Consider the following 16,235-nt stretch of genomic DNA (forward strand, 5'->3'; position numbering starts at 1 on the left):
ATTATCAGCGGTTTATGTGAATTGTAATCTCCACCATCTTTACTTATTCATTTATAATATCGATTAATTTTTCGCTTGTCGTCTTATTTATGTAGCGATGCGAAACGAAATAAAAAGGCTCCTGTTATGTCATTACAAGACGATTGTAACCATAGCAGGAGCCTTTCTGTTATAAGTGTCTGATTAACCTTGACTAAGCACTGATATTATCGAGGAAAAGCAAGAGACGATTGTAGACGTTGACCTCACTGACTCCGGAGTCGAAGTCGAGGCTGAGGAAATTCAGGTCGGGGTACAAATCGTGAAGTTTCTTCTCTATTCCCTTTGATATAATGTGGTTAGCGATACATCCGAACGGTTGCAGACTAATGACATTGTGGATTCCGTCACGATAGAATTCACTGACATCAGCCGGCAGGAGCCATCCTTCGCCGAATTGCGCTGCCATCGACACGATGCCCTCAGCACCCTTAGCCTCGTCGTAGATGTTGGTGAAAGGCCGCCAATAGCGGAATGAGGAGCATGCTTTGTTATACTTTTTCTCCCATCTTGAGATGAGCGAATAAAGGGTATGCAGTACGAAGTCGGGAACCGATGAGTCGCTGATACACAACCGTTTACTTGCTTCCACATTGACAAACTCCTGGAGGAAGAATGGGGAAATGAGTGGTGGAACGACTTCTATGCCCTTGTTTATCAGTTTGTCCTCGATATACTGATGAGAGTAGTAGTTGAACTTTAAGAAGATCTCACCGACGATGCCAACCCTCGGACATATTTTTGCCGACGCGAAGGAATCGAATTCTCGGGCTGCTTTCTCCGCAAGTTCCACGAGTCCCTTGGCATCGTTGGCCTCGATGAGTGGGCAAGCCAACTGAGTGTATTTTTCCTTGAGCTTCTTAGCTATGCCGGGTTCTGTTTCCCTGACTCTCGTCGCATAATACAGTTTCGACAGCACATCGCTGAAGAGCAGCGTGTTCGTTGTTATCGTTGCTAACTTGAGCCAAGGATATTCAAAACCATCCTGCTCGTTGTTCTCGCCCTCAGTCGTAACGCCGAGAGCAATGATAGGTACATTCTCTAAGCCATTGGCTATCATGGCCCGCTTTATGAGTCCGGTGTAGTTTGTGGCCCGACACTGTCCGCCGGTCTGTGTCATGACAAGTGCAATCTTATCGGGGTCATATTTTCCCGATTTCAGAGCCTTAACCATATCGCCCACAATCAGCGTTGCAGGGTAGCAAACTTCATTATTGGCGTAGGTGAGTCCCTCCTGTGCACTGTTGCTGTCGCTTGGGGGCAGAATCTCCACGTCGTAGCCAGCAAGTTTCAACAGCGACGGGAGCAGCGGCGAGAGGAATTCGGTGAAGAACGGAGCAAGAATTTTACGGTGCTTGTCGGCTTTGGTAAAGACCTTATTCCGTGGGAAATCCTTCGCCGCTCCCCGTCTGTTGTTGATCTTCAGCGAGTCGATAAGACTGCGGACGCGCAGCCTCAGACTTCCGACATTTGACACATCGTCGATTTTCAGGAGCGTGAAAGGCTTGCCGTGGCGCTGCATAATATCCCTGACCTCATCCTGAATGAACGCGTCGGGTCCACAGCCGAAACTTGTCATCTCGACAAAGTGCAGGTCGTTGGGCTGTTCAGCGGCCCACTGTCCGGCTTTGATAATTCTATTAGGATAAGCCCATTGTTCAACGAGATAAGTCTCGCCGCGCCCCGTTGCATAGTCGCCCCGGACAATATCATCGGTGATAACGTTGACACCGAGTCCCGCAATCATGTCGGAGAGCTTATGCTGAATGAGAGGGTCGGCGTGATAAGGTCGTCCAGCGAGGAGTATTGTCAGAGCCTTCTCCTTACGCGAGTCGGCAAGTATCTTTTCGTCGATACGCTTAATTTCGTTCTCATAAACGCGCTGGTCGGCGAGAGCCAGTTTCAGAGCTATTTTGCCCTCGCGATGGCCGACACCTAACGTAGCAAGATATTTCTCCAATCCTTTCCACAGCAGTCTCTCGTCGGCAAAGGTTATTACAGGAGAGTCCATCTGCGTCGAAAGGGTCATACTGCTCCTGATTACGTCGCTGTAGGCTGAGACAATGGGGCAGTTGTATGAACCATCGGTTCTGTCGTCGTCTTTCTTCTCATAAACCACATAGGGGAAGAAAATCCTCGTGAGAGTCGTATTGTCTTCCTTTCTGAAATCTGAAAGTTCACGATCGAGCTCAGCGATATGAGAATGGACGAGCTTTGCAGGGAAACAAATATTATCCGACATCACCGCGTGGAGCTGACTCTCATAGTTGCTGTAAGTGCTTGGCGACGAAAGCAATACCTGAAAGCCTAACGACGTGAAGAGAGTGTGCCAGAAGGGGAAATCCTCATACAAACCGAGGACCCGCGGAATGCCGATGATGCCACGCGGATTGTCGACTTTCTCCTTGGCCCTGTCGAAGAGAAGATTATATTTTATGGTGTATGCGTTCTGACCGGTCTTATGATTCTTTCCATAGTTATTAAATATCCGTTCACATTTATTACCGCTGTAAAAACGGTTTCCTCCGGCAAACTTATACTGACTAACGTAGCAGTGGTTCTCACATCCGTGGCACTGCACTTGCCGAGTAGTATAAGCTGCGCCAGCCAATAAGTCGTCGACGGAGCGCAACTCCAAGCCGTCGTTCTGCTTATTGTCTGTGGCTGAGGCATTTGCGTTATATCTGCTTATAGCGTGGAGAGCGCATCCGTAAGCACCCATCAGCTCGGGCATATCGGAACGTGCCACACTGTGTCCGGTCATAAGCTCAAAGGCCCTCACCACAGCATCATTGCGCATTGTTCCGCCCTGAACCACAATGTTGTTGCCGAGATTGTCGTTGCCTCTGAGTTTCAGTACCTTATAAAGACAGTTCTTCACTACTGAATAGGAGAGTCCCGCGCTGATGTCAGCAACGCTGGCACCCTCACGCATTACCTGCTTGACTTTCGAATTCATGAATACGGTGCAGCGTGTACCGAGATCGCACGGTGCATCGGCAGTGCAAGCGATATTAGCAAAGTCCTCAATCTTATAGTCGAGATTGTTGGCGAAAGTCTGCAAGAACGTTCCACACCCAGAAGAACAAGCCTCATTGAGTTCCATCCTGACTACGGCTCCATGATCGACGAATATTGCTTTCATGTCCTGTCCTCCAATATCGAGGATGAAGGACACGTCAGGATCGAGGCGTCGTGCGGCCTGATAGTGGGCCATGGTTTCGATTATTCCCTCGTCGAGGTTGAAGGCACTCTTTATGAGTTCCTCACCGTAACCCGTTGAGCAGCTGCCTGCTGTCTCGAGGGTAGTGTTGTTGTCGGCAGCGGTCTGCTTCAGTCTCTTCAGTCCGGCCTCTACAGCCCCGATGGGATTACCCTGATTCATAGAGTAATCGGCAAAGACAATGGTACCGTCGGGTCTTGACGCTATTATCTTCGTCGTCGTAGAACCGGAGTCGATACCAATGAACACCCGCTCAGTGGCTCCGGCTTTCATCTTTGCCGTTGGTGTGGCACATTTCAGTTTTTCCTCGCGCCACTGCTGATGCTCATCCTCATTCGCAAAGAGAGGCTTGAGATTGCTGTGCCAGTTCAGGGTGCCGTGAGTATTAAGCCGTTGCATAAGCTCCGAGAGGTGGATATTGTGCGAGTCTGTATTCTTTTCCCCGTCTGTTGAGGACTGTTGCTGCTGACCGGCTCTTATGGCGCATCCCATGGCAGGAATGAGATTGCTGTGCTCGTTGACGATAAAGTCCTTCTGAGCATCGAGATTGAGATATTTGGCAAAAGCATTGCGCAGGGCAGCCATAAACGTCAGCGGACCCCCGCAGAGCAATATTGGCGGCTCATAATCGCAGCCGTGGCTGAGAGTGGTCACAGTCTGAACGGCAATGGAATGGAAGATGCTTGCTGCGATGTCGGTTTCTGGAATATTCCGCGACATAAGGTTCTGAATATCAGTCTTGGCGAATACACCGCAACGCGCTGCCATAGGGTAGACGTGAGTGGCTTTCAGAGCCAGGTCGTTCATCTGCTGGTTACTCACTCCCATGAGCACCGACATCTGATCGATGAATGCTCCGGTACCTCCGGCGCAGTTGCCGTTCATACGCAACTCAGTCTGTTTGCCATTGAAGAAAACAACTTTCGCGTCCTCCCCACCGATATCTATCAGTGCCTTGGCCTCCGGATGCACGTTGCGGGCATAGACGGTTGAGGCTACGACTTCCTGAACAAATTCAGCGCGAAGTTCATCAGCTGTGGCCATTCCGACACTTCCCGTGACGCAAATGCTGCAAGTGATGTTGCCGAATTTATCCTCAATCTCCTTGAAATATCTGTTCACAAGTTCGCCAACCTTGGCATGATGACGCTCGTAGCATGAGTAGACAAGATTGCCGTCAGAGTCGAGTAATGCAATCTTTGCTGTCGTAGAGCCTACATCAAGACCTATTCTGTAAGATTCTTTCTCCATTAATATATTCTTCCTTTCTCGCTTCTTTTAGACTACAAAATTACAAACTTCTTGCAATATAAACGAAAATACTTTAAGAAAAATAAGGGCCCAAGGGGGATTGTCCGTGGCAGGCGGATGCCGCTGCCTAACCAAAGAACTTGATATGATAGCGTGCTAAAACTATTTTTTTTGCTTACCTTTGCGGTCATGGAACAAGAAAAGATAGACTTCTACAAAGGTTTAGCGATATATATCCTCCCCGAGGGCGTGACTAACTACTTTGACGTGGTGGACTTCAACGAGCAGCCAGCCAAAGATCACGGGAAGCTTTACAAGACCGAGCTTCACATATATCTTGATGAGAAGGACAATCGTCCAGAGGGCTTTGATGGCGTCAAGTCAAACGGCTTCGGTGAAGAGAGGATGATATACGACTTCCCTGTTCGCAACCGTAAGACGATACTTCATGTGCGTCGTCGGCGCTGGCTTACAGCTGATGGTAAGAGTGTCTCATTTCCTCTGGAAGAGGCAGCGAAGATAGTCTGCGAAGGTACGTCATACTCCAAGGAGCTGGCGCTTTTTTTAAAGAGAGCGGATGGACAATGAGCCAGTGACGGCCAAGAGCCTGAGCTGGACTTACATGATCCAGGGCAACACTTTTGCGCGTGCCTACAAGGATACTTTGAGCGATTTTCCCACTTGGGTTAAGAAAGAGAATGTCGATGATGGAATACTTATCGCCAAGAACCTCGGCCCGAGGCTCGGTATTGACGAGTCTGAGTTCGGGCATGAGGTGTACACGATTCTCCACAACAAGGATGCGCATGGCAAGAAGGGCGCCATCGTTGCTATTGTCAAGGGCACCGACCCCGAGACAGTTGCCAAAGCCCTGAGAAAGATGCCGCAAAAGGATCGGGAAGCGGTAGGGCTGGTCTCCATGGACCTGAGCGACAGCATGCGCTCTATCGTGAGAATGGCCTTCCCTAATGCCATGGTGGTACGCGACTGCTTCCATGTCATGAAACGAGGTGGTGAAGGGATCGAGGAACTGCGCATGAAATACAAGCGGGAAGCTGTCAAGGATGTAAACCGCCAGAAGGCAGAGTTCAAGAAACACCTGGAACAACTCGCCAAGCAACGCAAGTACTATCGTAACAGCAGGAAAAAGCAAGGTAAGAAGCGATGCAAGGGTAAGCGCCGAGGCCGCAAGCCAATGCGGCTGAATACAAGGTTTGAGCCCAAGAGGCTGAGCAATGGAGAGACCTTGGTAGAAGCTCTGACCCGGTGCAAGAAGCAACTGGGCAGAAGCTATGGCGACTGGAGCATAAACCAGAAGAAGAGGGCAAGAATTCTGTTCCGGCTCTTCCCGAAACTGAAGGAGGCGTATTGGCTGATAAACGATCTCAGAGCAATCTTCCGTACGAAGTCTAACACCAAGGCAACTGCGAAGAAAGCGCTTGAAGGATGGTACAAGAAGGTCACCAAATCTACCCTTAGAGAGATCAAATCCGTAAAACAGTCTATCCAGCACTACGAGGACGAGATACTCAATTACTTTATCAACAGAGACACTAATGCTTCTGCAGAATCGCTCAACTCCAAGATGAAAGCCTTTAGGTCATGCCTGAAGGGAATAAGGGATATACCCTTCTTTTTCTATAGATGTGTTACTGTCTTTGGTTAGGCAGCGGCATCTGCCCGCCACGGACAATCCCCCTTGGGCCAAAATAAGTTCTGGATTAGTAGATTTTAGCAATGCGGCCGCAAATGGAACGCAAAAAACCAGAAGAAACGAGTGATTCTGTGGATGTTTGACAAAGTGAATGAATGTAGAAACTGTTTATCTTTGATGTCATCACCAATCTTTCATCGAATATCAGATTATGGAGTAAGTGATAATGAATAATCTTTACAGTCGTGGAATATGGGCCTTTTGGCGTTGCGAAACGGACCATTTTGCAACGCGAAACGGACCGAACGAGACGATGAAATGGACCGAATTGGAACGCAAAATGGCATCTCTTAGAAAACGACTGAGAATGAGCGAGTTACAAGAGAGTAGGGGAGAGACATAACAATGCGAAAGATATTTACATACTTATGGCTCAATCACAACTTGAGTCTTATGTCATTGAAGTGCTTTAGCTTGCATTCTCACCTCCGACGATCGATTTTTCATCAAACCGAATGCGCGATTTATTCATCTCGGTTCAATAACTTCATGTTTTTCTTTGTATTGTTTATTGTTTATAGTAACTTTGCAATCGCAAACAAACGAAAAGAAATAATGGAATATGCAATCATTGCTGCCGGCGAAGGGTCGCGCTTGGCTCATGAAGGAGTGGGATTACCGAAACCATTAGTCAAGGTTCATGGCGAGGCACTCATCGACAGACTTATCAGAATATTCATGGACAACGGTGCCTCGGCGATACACGTTATTTGTAACGATTTGACGACACAAGTCAGCGAGCACCTTTCCATATTGAAATCAGAGGGGCTCAACGGCCGTGAGCTCCCCCTCGACTTCACAATAAAGACTACGCCAAGCTCAATGCACAGCTTTTATGAATTAAGCAAACATTTGGGCAACGGTCCTTTTATCCTCACCACCGTCGACACGATATTCCGCGAGGAAGAGTTCAGCGATTATGTCCGAACTTTTCAGCGGTCGACAGCCGATGGCTATGATGGACTTATGGGGGTGACCGACTATATTGACGACGAAAAACCATTATACGTCGGCACCGACGCGGCCATGAATATCACGGGATTCTATGATGAACCCCAGGGCGATAATCAGAATGATGGTGCTAAGTACATCTCCGGTGGAATTTATGGTCTCACTCATCAATCAATCTCCACCCTAAACCACTGTATGGCAAAAGGAATGAGCCGCATGCGCAACTTTCAGCGGTCGCTGGTAGCCGACAACTTGCGGCTCAGGGCATGGCCGTTCTCCAAGGTCCTCGACATCGACCATAAGACCGACATTGCCAAGGCTGAGGCTTTCCTCGGCAAGTGATTCTCATTTAATCTATTGTTGTGATGCTGAGGATAATAGGAATACAACGTGCCGAACGTTTCTCACCGAATTCGGTCGACAACGACAGGGCCATTCTCGAGGCTGTAGTCGCGCCTTTGGGTGGAAAGATTATATCGGAGGATGACAATATTCGGGCAAAATTGTCGTTAAAAGATAAACCGGATGTAGTCTTCTCCATGGCCCGCGACGCTGCAACCCTGCAATTTCTGCATGAGCTTGAGCGCGAGGGAACAAGGGTTATCAACCCTACGGTAGGAGTGCAGTCGTGCCGCCGCACGGTTATCGATGCTATTATGCGTGAGAACGACGTGCCGGTGCCGCCCCGCGAAGGCTCCGACGGCTATTGGCTGAAGCGTGGCGACGAGGCAGCCCAAAGCCACGACGATGTGGTATTCTGCCGTGACCACGATGAGTTGCTGACGAGGATCGATGCGTTCAAACGCCGGGGCATCAACGAATTCGTTGTCCAGGCTCATGTCAAGGGCGACCTCGTGAAATTCTACGGCGTTGAGGGAACGGGATTCTTCCGAACATTCTATCCCTCCGACGATGGGAAAACAAAGTTCGGCGATGAGCTCATCAACGGTCGTGCCCAGCATTACGATTATCCGCAGGAGCTACTCCGGCAGTCGGCGGAACTCACATCGCGCTTGGCCCACACCCCAGTCTATGGCGGCGATGCTGTCATCAGCAGTGACGGCCGGTTCGTGATCATCGACTTCAACGACTGGCCAAGTTTCTCGAGGTGCCGCGAAGAGGCTGCGGAGGCTATAAAATCATTAATAAAATAAAATCAAAAAAATGTCTAACGATATAGAAACAAAATCATTCAAAACCCTGCTTCATGAATCCTTCAAGTCGGACGATACCGAGGAGTGGTTGGATAAGTACTTCACCCGACCCATCGGTCTCTTCTTCGCCCGCATCTGGTATAAGCTCGGAGTCACCCCAAACACGATAACCATCCTCTCTATATTCTTGGGAGTAGCGGCAGGAGTGATGTTCGCTTTCCCCGATTTGACTCATAATATTATTGGTGTCATTCTCCTCGCCTTTGCCAATTTCTGCGATTCCACCGACGGCCAGCTCGCTCGACTGACGAATCAAAAGAGCATGAAAGGGCGGTGCCTCGACGGATTCGCGGGCGATGTGTGGTTCGTGGCTATTTATCTTGCCATAATTATCCGACTCTTCAATGTTCCCATGCCGGGAACGGAACTGCGGTGGGGAATATGGATTTTCGTTCTCTGCGCTGTTTCCGGCATTCTCTGCCACTCGCCCCAGAGTTCATTGGCCGACTATTACCGTCAGATTCATCTCCTCTTGTTGAAAGGAAAGGAGGGCTCAGAGCTCGACTCCTACGAGTCGGAACACACTAAGGCCATGGCTGTCAAGGGCAAGAAAGGAGCATTCTGGGATTATCAGTTCCATTCCAACTATCAGCACTACTGCAAGAGTCAGGAGCGGCGCACACCGGCTTTCCAACGGTTGAGGGCAAAGGCAACGGAAAAGTTCGGAACGTTGGAGAAGTTGCCGGAGCCACTGAAGAAGGAGTTCATAACAGGGAGTCGGCCACTGATGAAATATACCAACATCCTGACGTTCAACTCCCGTGCCATTACCATATACATCACTTGTTTGCTCGGCATCCCATGGCTCTACCCAATCCTCGAGATTACCGTGGGCGAGTGTCTGTATATCTACATGCACAGGGAGCACGAGAAACTGTGTAAGCACATAATAGCAGAAATTGAAAAACTTTAACTAAGAGAATAATGAAACCAAAAGGATATCTTTTCGATTACGGTGGAACCATCGACACTAACGGCTGTCACTGGGGCCGAATGCTGTGGCATGGCTATGAGCGCCGCCACATGCCGGTCAGCGAGAGCCAGTTCCGTGCTGCTTACGTCTACGCTGAGCGCACACTGGGTAAGACCCCAATCATTCAGACTGATTACACCTTCCGACAGACGCTGGCCATAAAACTGCGTATCGAGTTCGAGTATCTTCAGGACAAGGGCATCATCGGCTCGGGCAATTTCAACCTCGCCAGCGAGCAGTGTGCCATCCTCGATGATGTCTACGGACGGGTGAAGGAGATTACGGCCCGCAACCGCGAGGTTCTTCTGAAGTTGAAGGAGAGGGCTCCACTCGTGCTGGTGAGCAATTTCTATGGCAATCTTAATGTAGTCCTCGACGAGATGGGACTCAACGGAATTTTCAAGACCGTCGTCGAATCGGCAGTGGTCGGCGTCCGCAAGCCCGACCCAGCCATCTACAAGTTGGGCACCGAGGCCCTGGGGCTCCCGCCGGAGGATATATTGGCCGTCGGCGACAGCTTTGAGAAGGATATTGTTCCGGCTAAGAACATAGGGCTCCACACTGCATGGATAAAGGGTGAGCAGTGGGATGACACGGCCCACGACGAGCAACTCCCCGACATTATCATCTCTTCCTTGGACGAGCTCCTCTAAATACGTTTTTGCCTATGATTAAGAATTCGTTGCGGCTGATAATAACGGTTTTGCTGTCGGTGCTCATAGAGAATGCGAGCGCCCAGGAGCTTCACGTCTTTGTCACCGAGGCCCAGACTGCCGACAGCATTCCTCTTGCCAACGCTGTTTACAAAGGCCGGAAATCAGTTTATGCTACTGCCGACAGCCGTGGCGAGTTTACGATACAGAGAATCGACGGCGAAACTCTCGATATCAGTGCCGTGGGCTATAAGGTGCGACATCTGAAGGTCAACGCCAACACACCCGACACCGTCCACGTGACGCTCCTTGCCGACACCCGAAAGCTGCAGGAGGTCGTCGTAAAAGCCAAGCGCCGAACCCGTTACGTGCGAAAGAACAACCCCGCCGTAGAGCTCATGCGCCGAGTCATCGCAGCCAAGCAGCGCACCGACCTCAGCCGTCACGACTTCTATCAGTACGACAAATATCAGAAGATAACCATGGGCGTAAACAACATCACACCCGACGAGCTCGAGGGAAAGTTGTTTAAGAATTCGCCGTGGCTCCTCGACCAGGTGGAAGTATGCCAGTTCAACAACAAACTCGTCCTGCCGTTCTCCGTCGACGAGACCGTCACCCGACATCTGTACCGCAAGGAACCAAAGGACGAGAAAGACATCGTCCTCGGTCAGACAACGAAGGGAATATCGAAACTCCTACAGACTGGAAAAGCGATGAACACCGTAGTCAAGGACCTCTTCTGCGACATCGACCTCTACGACGACCAAGTGGACCTCCTACAGAAGCGGTTCCCGTCGCCAATAGGCTCCACAGCCATCAGCTTTTACCATTTCTATATCGACGACACGGTATACGTTAATCAGGACCGCTGCATACGGCTACAGTTTATGCCGGCCAATCAGCAGGATTTCGGATTCCGGGGCGAACTCTACGTCCTCGACGACAGCACCCTACACGTCAAGCGCTGCGACATGCAGCTGCCGGCAAATACCGGTGTGAACTTTATCGACGCCATGAAAATTGAGCAGGAATACACCAAACTCGGCAACGGCGACTGGGCGCTGACCACCGACAATATGATTGCCGAGCTGAAGATGACCGACCTCTTCTCGCGTGGGATTGTCATCCGCACCACAAAGATGAGCAACTACAGCTTCGATCCCATCAGCGACAAGCTCCTCAGGGGTAAGGCCTCTATCGTTTACGCACCGAACGCAAAGATTCAGGACAGCGACTTCTGGACTCAGCACCGCACCGTAGGACTGACGAAGAGCGAGAACAACATGGACTCTTTCATCAAGCGCATGTCGAAGTCGAAACACTATAAGCTGCTGATGTTTTGTGCACGCGCACTGATAGAGAACTTCGTAGAGACAGGCTCTGCCGAAACACCGAGCAAAGTCGACTTGGGACCAGTCAACACCCTGGTGTCCCGAAACTTCGTCGATGGACTGCGCTTCCGTGCATCGGCCCGCACAACGGCAAAACTCAATCCTCACTGGTTCATGGAGGGCTACTACGCTTACGGCACCAAATCGCACCGAAGCTACTACGGGGCCACCGTGACATACTCGTTCAACAAACCCGAATATTATCCACTCGAGTGGCCGACGAGAGCCCTGAGCTTTGAGTCGACAAGCGACGTGATGGCGTGGTCAGACCGCTTCCTTAAACATAACAAGGATAACATCTTCATGGCCCTGCGACCCAACTCCGTCCATCAGATGTTCTTCTACAATCGGCAGCGACTCAACTTCACATGGGAGACAAACTACGGCCTCGGCACCTCGCTGTCGGTGCAGACAGAGTCGAACGAGCCCACAGGAGAACTCTATTTCAAGAACATGGCCGGAGAGTATGTTCCGAAGATTAGAATGTCGCAGGTGAGCTTTGCCATCGACTTCCGCCCCGGACAGCAGTTTATCAACTCAAAACAGAATAGGGTAGAGGTGAACTTCGACGCGCCGAGGTTCTGTCTCAGCCATGATTTCGGATTGAATCATTTCCTCGGCGGCAACTACAACTACCAACACACCGAATTCAGCGTCTATAAGAGGTTCTGGCTCGGCAGCTGGGGACACTTCGACACACGTCTCTACGCCGGTGCCGAGTGGAACAAGGTGCCGTTCCCGCTCCTTATCATGCCACGGGTCAACACGTCATACTTCGAGCATCAGGGATCGTTCAACATGATGAAGGACATGGAGTTCCTCAACGACCGCTACGCGCAGTTCAACCTCGCGTGGGACCTTGAGGGAAAAATCTTCAACCGCATTCCGCTTATCAAGAAGCTGAAATGGCGCGAGTACGTAGCCTTCAAGGGATTGTGGGGACATCTCACCGATAAGAACAACCCCACACTCAGCCGCAACGCCGCCGACCCTACGCTCTTCCGCTTCCCTCAGTCCACCCACGTCATGGGCAGTGAGCCATACCTCGAGCTCGTCTTCGGAGTCCACAATATCTTCAAGATGTTTGAGATTGACTATGTGCGACGGCTCACCTACACCGCTTATCCTGGAGTGAAAGTCAATGGAATAAGATTTGGTTTTAACTTAGTATTTTAGGCTCATGAACATAATATTGGCAGATAATCAGGACATCACACGCGTCGGACTCATCTACGTTCTGCAGAAGATGAAATACAAGGACATCACAATGGTCACCGACAGAATTGAGCTCATGTACCGGCTGAAGGAAACTCCGCAGTCGCTTGTCGTCATCGACTTCACGCTCTTCGATCTTAACGAGGCAGCCGATGTCATAATATTGAGTCAGAAGTTCAAGGATGCCGTCTTCGTATTCTTCAGCGACGACCTCAGTGTGTCGTTCGTGCGGCAGATTATCGTGTCGATACCGCGGGCGAGCATCCTCCTCAAGGACTCGTCGCTGACCGAGATCCGCGAGTGCATCAAGGATGCCATGAGCGGCAAGAGATACATCTGCCAGCATGCGGCCGACATGGTGCTCACCGGTGACCGGCTCGCCGAGGAAGCGGTACGACTGACAAAGACGGAGACTGAGATTCTGAAGGATATCGCCTTGGGAATGACAACAAAGGAGATTGCCGCCAAACGGTTCTCGAGTTTTCACACCGTCAACACCCACCGTAAGAACATCTTCCGCAAGCTCGGTGTCAACAACGTCCATGAGGCCACAAAATATGCCCTCAGAGCCGGCCTCGTCGACGAAGCAGAATATTACATCTGATATCTTCTCCTATAGCTCCCTATGACCGCCTATAGCTCCCTATCATCTCTTATAGCCCCCTATGATAGCCTATAAGCCCATATCATCCCCTATAGCCCCCTATGATAGCCTATAGCCCCCTATAGAAAAGGGCAGGGATTAATCCTTGCCCTCACAACTTCGTAAAGTAAATTCGCTTATATAAACAGACTCCCTACCTGGAACACGGCGGCACTGATTATCCATGCCAATGCCGTGGTGTATGTAGCAGCGAAGATGGCCCACTTCCATTTGCCCGTCTCACCCTTTATCGCAGCTATCGTAGCTATGCAGGGGAAGTAGAGCAACACGAACAGCAGATAGCTGTAGGCCGTCAGCTTAGCCGTGGGCTCCACAGCCTGAGGAGTGGTGTGATGGAGTTCGGCAAGGTCGGCACAGATAGCCTTGTGCATCCTTTCGTATTTTCCGCCCTCATCGTTATATCCGTTGTCGTCCTGGAAGCTGTCGTCGTTGCTATAGAGCACACCCATCGTCGAGGCCACAATCTCCTTGGCACCGACACCGGCAAGCAATCCTACGTCGAGTTTCCAGTTGAAACCCTGCGGCATGAATACGGGCTCCACTGCCTTGCCAATCGACGACAGATAGCTCTGTTCCTGCTGTTGCTGGTCGTCCAAGCCCTGAGGGTGGGGAAAATAGCTCAGCGCCCACACAATGATCGACGCCACGAGAATGATGCCGCCCATCTTCTTCAGATATTGCTTGCCCTTCTCCCACGTGTGGCGGCCTAAAGCTTTCAGCGTCGGGAAACGGTAGGGAGGAAGCTCCATGACGAACGGTGTATCCTCGCCCTTGAACATGAACTTCGTGAAGAGTTTGCTCATGATGACCGCCACAACAATGCCGACAAGATAGAGCGACATCATGATGAACGGCGATGCCGTGCGCGAGAAGAACGTGCCGATAATCATGATATATATAGGTATACGGGCCTCGCAGCTCATCAGCGGCAGTATCAGCATCGTCACTAATCGTGAGCGGCGGCTCTCTATAGTGCGGGTCGACATGATGGCCGGAACATTGCAGCCGAAACCCATAATCAGCGGGATAAACGACTTGCCGTGGAGTCCCATATTGTGCATCAGTTTGTCCATCATGAATGCAGCGCGCGACATATAGCCGGAATCCTCCATGAACGAGATAAAGAGATAGAGAATGAGAATCTGAGGCAGGAACGAGGCTACCGACCCCACACCGCCGATGACTCCGTCGACGAGCATCGCCTGTACGGGACCCTCGGGCAGAACTACCGTGAGTTTCTCGCCGACCCACCCGAAGAACGTGTCGAGCCAGTCCTGAGGATAGGAGCCAAGCCAGAAAGTGCAGATGAACATCAGTGCCAGAACACAGAGGAAGATGGGAAAACCGAAGAACTTATTCGTCAGAATATTGTCGAGAACATGCGTGGCGTGGTATGTCTCCTGGTTCGTACCCTCCTTGTAGCCGGCCTCCTCCAATGCTCCGCGGATGAATCCATACTTCGCGTCCATGATGGCCGTCTCACTGTCCTGAAGAGTCTCCTCCTTCACGCGGGCAGCGGCCTCGTCGCGGTGCTCGAGAATCTCCTGAGCGTCGGGAAACTGCCGGATGTAGTCCTCAACGTCCTTATCGTGCTCAAGGAGCTTTATGGCAAGATAGCGCGTCGAGAACTTCTGACGCACGTCGAGCTCTTGCTTCAGATGCTCCTGCATGTTCTTGATGCCGTGCTCTATCTCATGGCCGTGGTTGATGTGGATGTGACGGAAGTTCAGACTCTTGTCCTCCGTTCCCTCGTAAGTCTCAATGACGGTATGGAAGAGTTCCTTAACGCCCACACCGGTCTTGAACACCGTAGGCACCATAGGAATGCCGAAGAGCTTCGACAGCTTGTCGAGGTTAAAACGGTCGCCCCGCTGCTTAATCTCGTCAAACATATTCAGTGCCACGACCATCCGCAGGTGCATGTCGATGAGCTGTGTGGTGAGATACAGATTGCGCTCAAGATTCGACGAGTCGATGACGTTTATCACCACATCGGGGGTCTTGTCGACGAGCTGCTTCCTGACGTAGAGCTCCTCGGGACTATAAGCCGACAGACTGTAGGTGCCGGGGAGGTCGACGAGCTCAAAATGATAACCCTCAAAATCGGCGTAGCCGGCCTTGGCGTCAACGGTGACACCGGAGTAGTTGCCAACGCGCTCATGAGCCCCCGAGGCAAAATTGAACAGTGATGTCTTTCCGCAATTAGGATTGCCCACAAGGGCCACACGGATTGTCTTGCGCTTTTTCGATGCGGCATCCTCCATCTCGTCGGGAGTGAGCATCTGGTCGTCGGGGTCAGGCTTTTCTATCTCCATACCGGGACTGACGGTCTCCGGTTTCTCTATCTTGCGGGCTTCCTCTATCGATATGACATCTATCAGCGCAGCCTCGCTGTGGCGCAAGCTGACCTCATAACCCATTATCCTGTATTTGACTGGATCCTTCAGAGGGGCGTTGAGCATGACGTCAACTTTCTTACCTTTGATGAATCCCATCTCGATGATGCGCTTGCGGAAACCACCGTGGCCGTTAACCTTAACGATAATTCCGCTCTCGCCGGTTTTTAACTCTGATAACTTCATTATTTACTATAATTCTTTTTCGAATGCAAAAGTAACTATAATTTTTTTCAATCGGGTTGCATTTCACCCTTTATAATGAAAAATACCTAATAATGATGATACCTAATCGCCACCGCCCCCACACACTACACCATTGTTGCACCTATCCAACGGGGGCGGGATTCATCCCCCGTCCTCGCAGCTGCAGGGTGTTATTTTTGATTTCACACATATAGAACGTTTCATCCTCATCTTCGCTGCTGGGGGAAATTTGTTTAGAATCTTGCCCGATGCCGGCAGGACGGGGATAAACCCCGTCCCTACGGCAGCAGAGTGATGCAAGCGTCTTATTATCAACGGATTGCAGGGAAATTATGGTGACG

General features: G+C 50.7%; 10 protein-coding genes. 8 read left to right on the plus strand and 2 right to left on the minus strand.

Going from position 1 to position 16,235, the window contains the following annotated elements; genetic code table 11:
- Positions 1 to 193 precede the first annotated feature (193 nt).
- On the minus strand, positions 194 to 4,513 hold the full coding sequence (locus LDN30_RS06430; RefSeq protein WP_223929038.1) for an acyl-CoA dehydratase activase-related protein: 4,320 nt from the start codon (positions 4,511 to 4,513) through the stop codon (positions 194 to 196).
- Between the two features lie 189 nt (positions 4,514 to 4,702).
- On the opposite strand from LDN30_RS06430, the gene LDN30_RS06435 reads away from it, so the two are divergent.
- The 8 genes from LDN30_RS06435 to LDN30_RS06470 all read left to right on the plus strand — a co-directional run bounded on the left by LDN30_RS06435 (position 4,703) and on the right by LDN30_RS06470 (position 13,231).
- Entirely contained in the window at positions 4,703 to 5,101 is a 399-nt protein-coding gene (locus LDN30_RS06435; RefSeq protein ID WP_223926852.1) for an ISAon1 family transposase N-terminal region protein, read from the plus strand.
- Positions 5,091 to 6,179: a transposase gene (locus LDN30_RS06440; protein ID WP_223927145.1), complete on the plus strand. Its 1,089-nt coding sequence runs from the start codon at positions 5,091 to 5,093 to the stop codon at positions 6,177 to 6,179. The genes LDN30_RS06435 and LDN30_RS06440 overlap by 11 nt, the downstream gene beginning before the upstream one ends.
- Before the next feature lie 603 nt (positions 6,180 to 6,782).
- Positions 6,783 to 7,520, plus strand: coding sequence for a nucleotidyltransferase family protein (locus LDN30_RS06445; RefSeq protein ID WP_223929039.1), 738 nt, complete (start codon positions 6,783 to 6,785; stop codon positions 7,518 to 7,520).
- A 23-nt stretch (positions 7,521 to 7,543) separates the two neighbouring features.
- Positions 7,544 to 8,332 (plus strand): ATP-grasp domain-containing protein, encoded by a 789-nt coding sequence (locus tag LDN30_RS06450; RefSeq protein ID WP_306421507.1) that lies wholly within the window; start codon positions 7,544 to 7,546, stop codon positions 8,330 to 8,332.
- A 10-nt stretch (positions 8,333 to 8,342) separates the two neighbouring features.
- The gene (locus LDN30_RS06455) at positions 8,343 to 9,305 is read left to right on the plus strand and encodes a CDP-alcohol phosphatidyltransferase family protein (RefSeq protein WP_223929040.1); all 963 of its coding nucleotides are present in this window, start codon (positions 8,343 to 8,345) and stop codon (positions 9,303 to 9,305) included.
- Between the two features lie 11 nt (positions 9,306 to 9,316).
- Positions 9,317 to 10,018: an HAD family hydrolase gene (locus LDN30_RS06460; protein ID WP_223929041.1), complete on the plus strand. Its 702-nt coding sequence runs from the start codon at positions 9,317 to 9,319 to the stop codon at positions 10,016 to 10,018.
- Positions 10,019 to 10,032: 14 nt separating this feature from the next.
- A complete protein-coding gene (locus tag LDN30_RS06465) occupies positions 10,033 to 12,588 on the plus strand; it encodes a DUF5686 family protein (protein WP_223929042.1) in 2,556 nt (851 codons plus the stop codon).
- Positions 12,589 to 12,592: 4 nt separating this feature from the next.
- Positions 12,593 to 13,231: a response regulator transcription factor gene (locus tag LDN30_RS06470; RefSeq protein WP_223925942.1), complete on the plus strand. Its 639-nt coding sequence runs from the start codon at positions 12,593 to 12,595 to the stop codon at positions 13,229 to 13,231.
- A gap of 176 nt (positions 13,232 to 13,407) precedes the next feature.
- On the opposite strand, the gene feoB is transcribed toward LDN30_RS06470, so the two are convergent.
- The gene (gene feoB / locus LDN30_RS06475) at positions 13,408 to 15,873 is read right to left on the minus strand and encodes a ferrous iron transport protein B (protein ID WP_223929043.1); all 2,466 of its coding nucleotides are present in this window, start codon (positions 15,871 to 15,873) and stop codon (positions 13,408 to 13,410) included.
- Positions 15,874 to 16,235: the final 362 nt, after the last annotated feature.

This window comes from Prevotella lacticifex (assembly GCF_019973375.1).
Lineage (GTDB): Bacteria > Bacteroidota > Bacteroidia > Bacteroidales > Bacteroidaceae > Prevotella > Prevotella lacticifex.

Excerpts from the sequence above, each read along its gene's own strand:
- LDN30_RS06450 (WP_306421507.1), top strand. The coding sequence starts at position 7,544 with ATGCTGAGGATAATAGGAATACAACGTGCCGAACGTTTCTCACCGAAT.
- LDN30_RS06435 (WP_223926852.1), top strand. The coding sequence starts at position 4,703 with ATGGAACAAGAAAAGATAGACTTCTACAAAGGTTTAGCGATATATATC.
- LDN30_RS06460 (WP_223929041.1), top strand. The coding sequence starts at position 9,317 with ATGAAACCAAAAGGATATCTTTTCGATTACGGTGGAACCATCGACACT.
- LDN30_RS06465 (WP_223929042.1), top strand. The coding sequence starts at position 10,033 with ATGATTAAGAATTCGTTGCGGCTGATAATAACGGTTTTGCTGTCGGTG.
- LDN30_RS06440 (WP_223927145.1), top strand. The coding sequence starts at position 5,091 with ATGGACAATGAGCCAGTGACGGCCAAGAGCCTGAGCTGGACTTACATG.
- LDN30_RS06445 (WP_223929039.1), top strand. The coding sequence starts at position 6,783 with ATGGAATATGCAATCATTGCTGCCGGCGAAGGGTCGCGCTTGGCTCAT.
- feoB (WP_223929043.1), bottom strand. The coding sequence starts at position 15,873 with ATGAAGTTATCAGAGTTAAAAACCGGCGAGAGCGGAATTATCGTTAAG.
- LDN30_RS06430 (WP_223929038.1), bottom strand. The coding sequence starts at position 4,513 with ATGGAGAAAGAATCTTACAGAATAGGTCTTGATGTAGGCTCTACGACA.
- LDN30_RS06470 (WP_223925942.1), top strand. The coding sequence starts at position 12,593 with ATGAACATAATATTGGCAGATAATCAGGACATCACACGCGTCGGACTC.
- LDN30_RS06455 (WP_223929040.1), top strand. The coding sequence starts at position 8,343 with ATGTCTAACGATATAGAAACAAAATCATTCAAAACCCTGCTTCATGAA.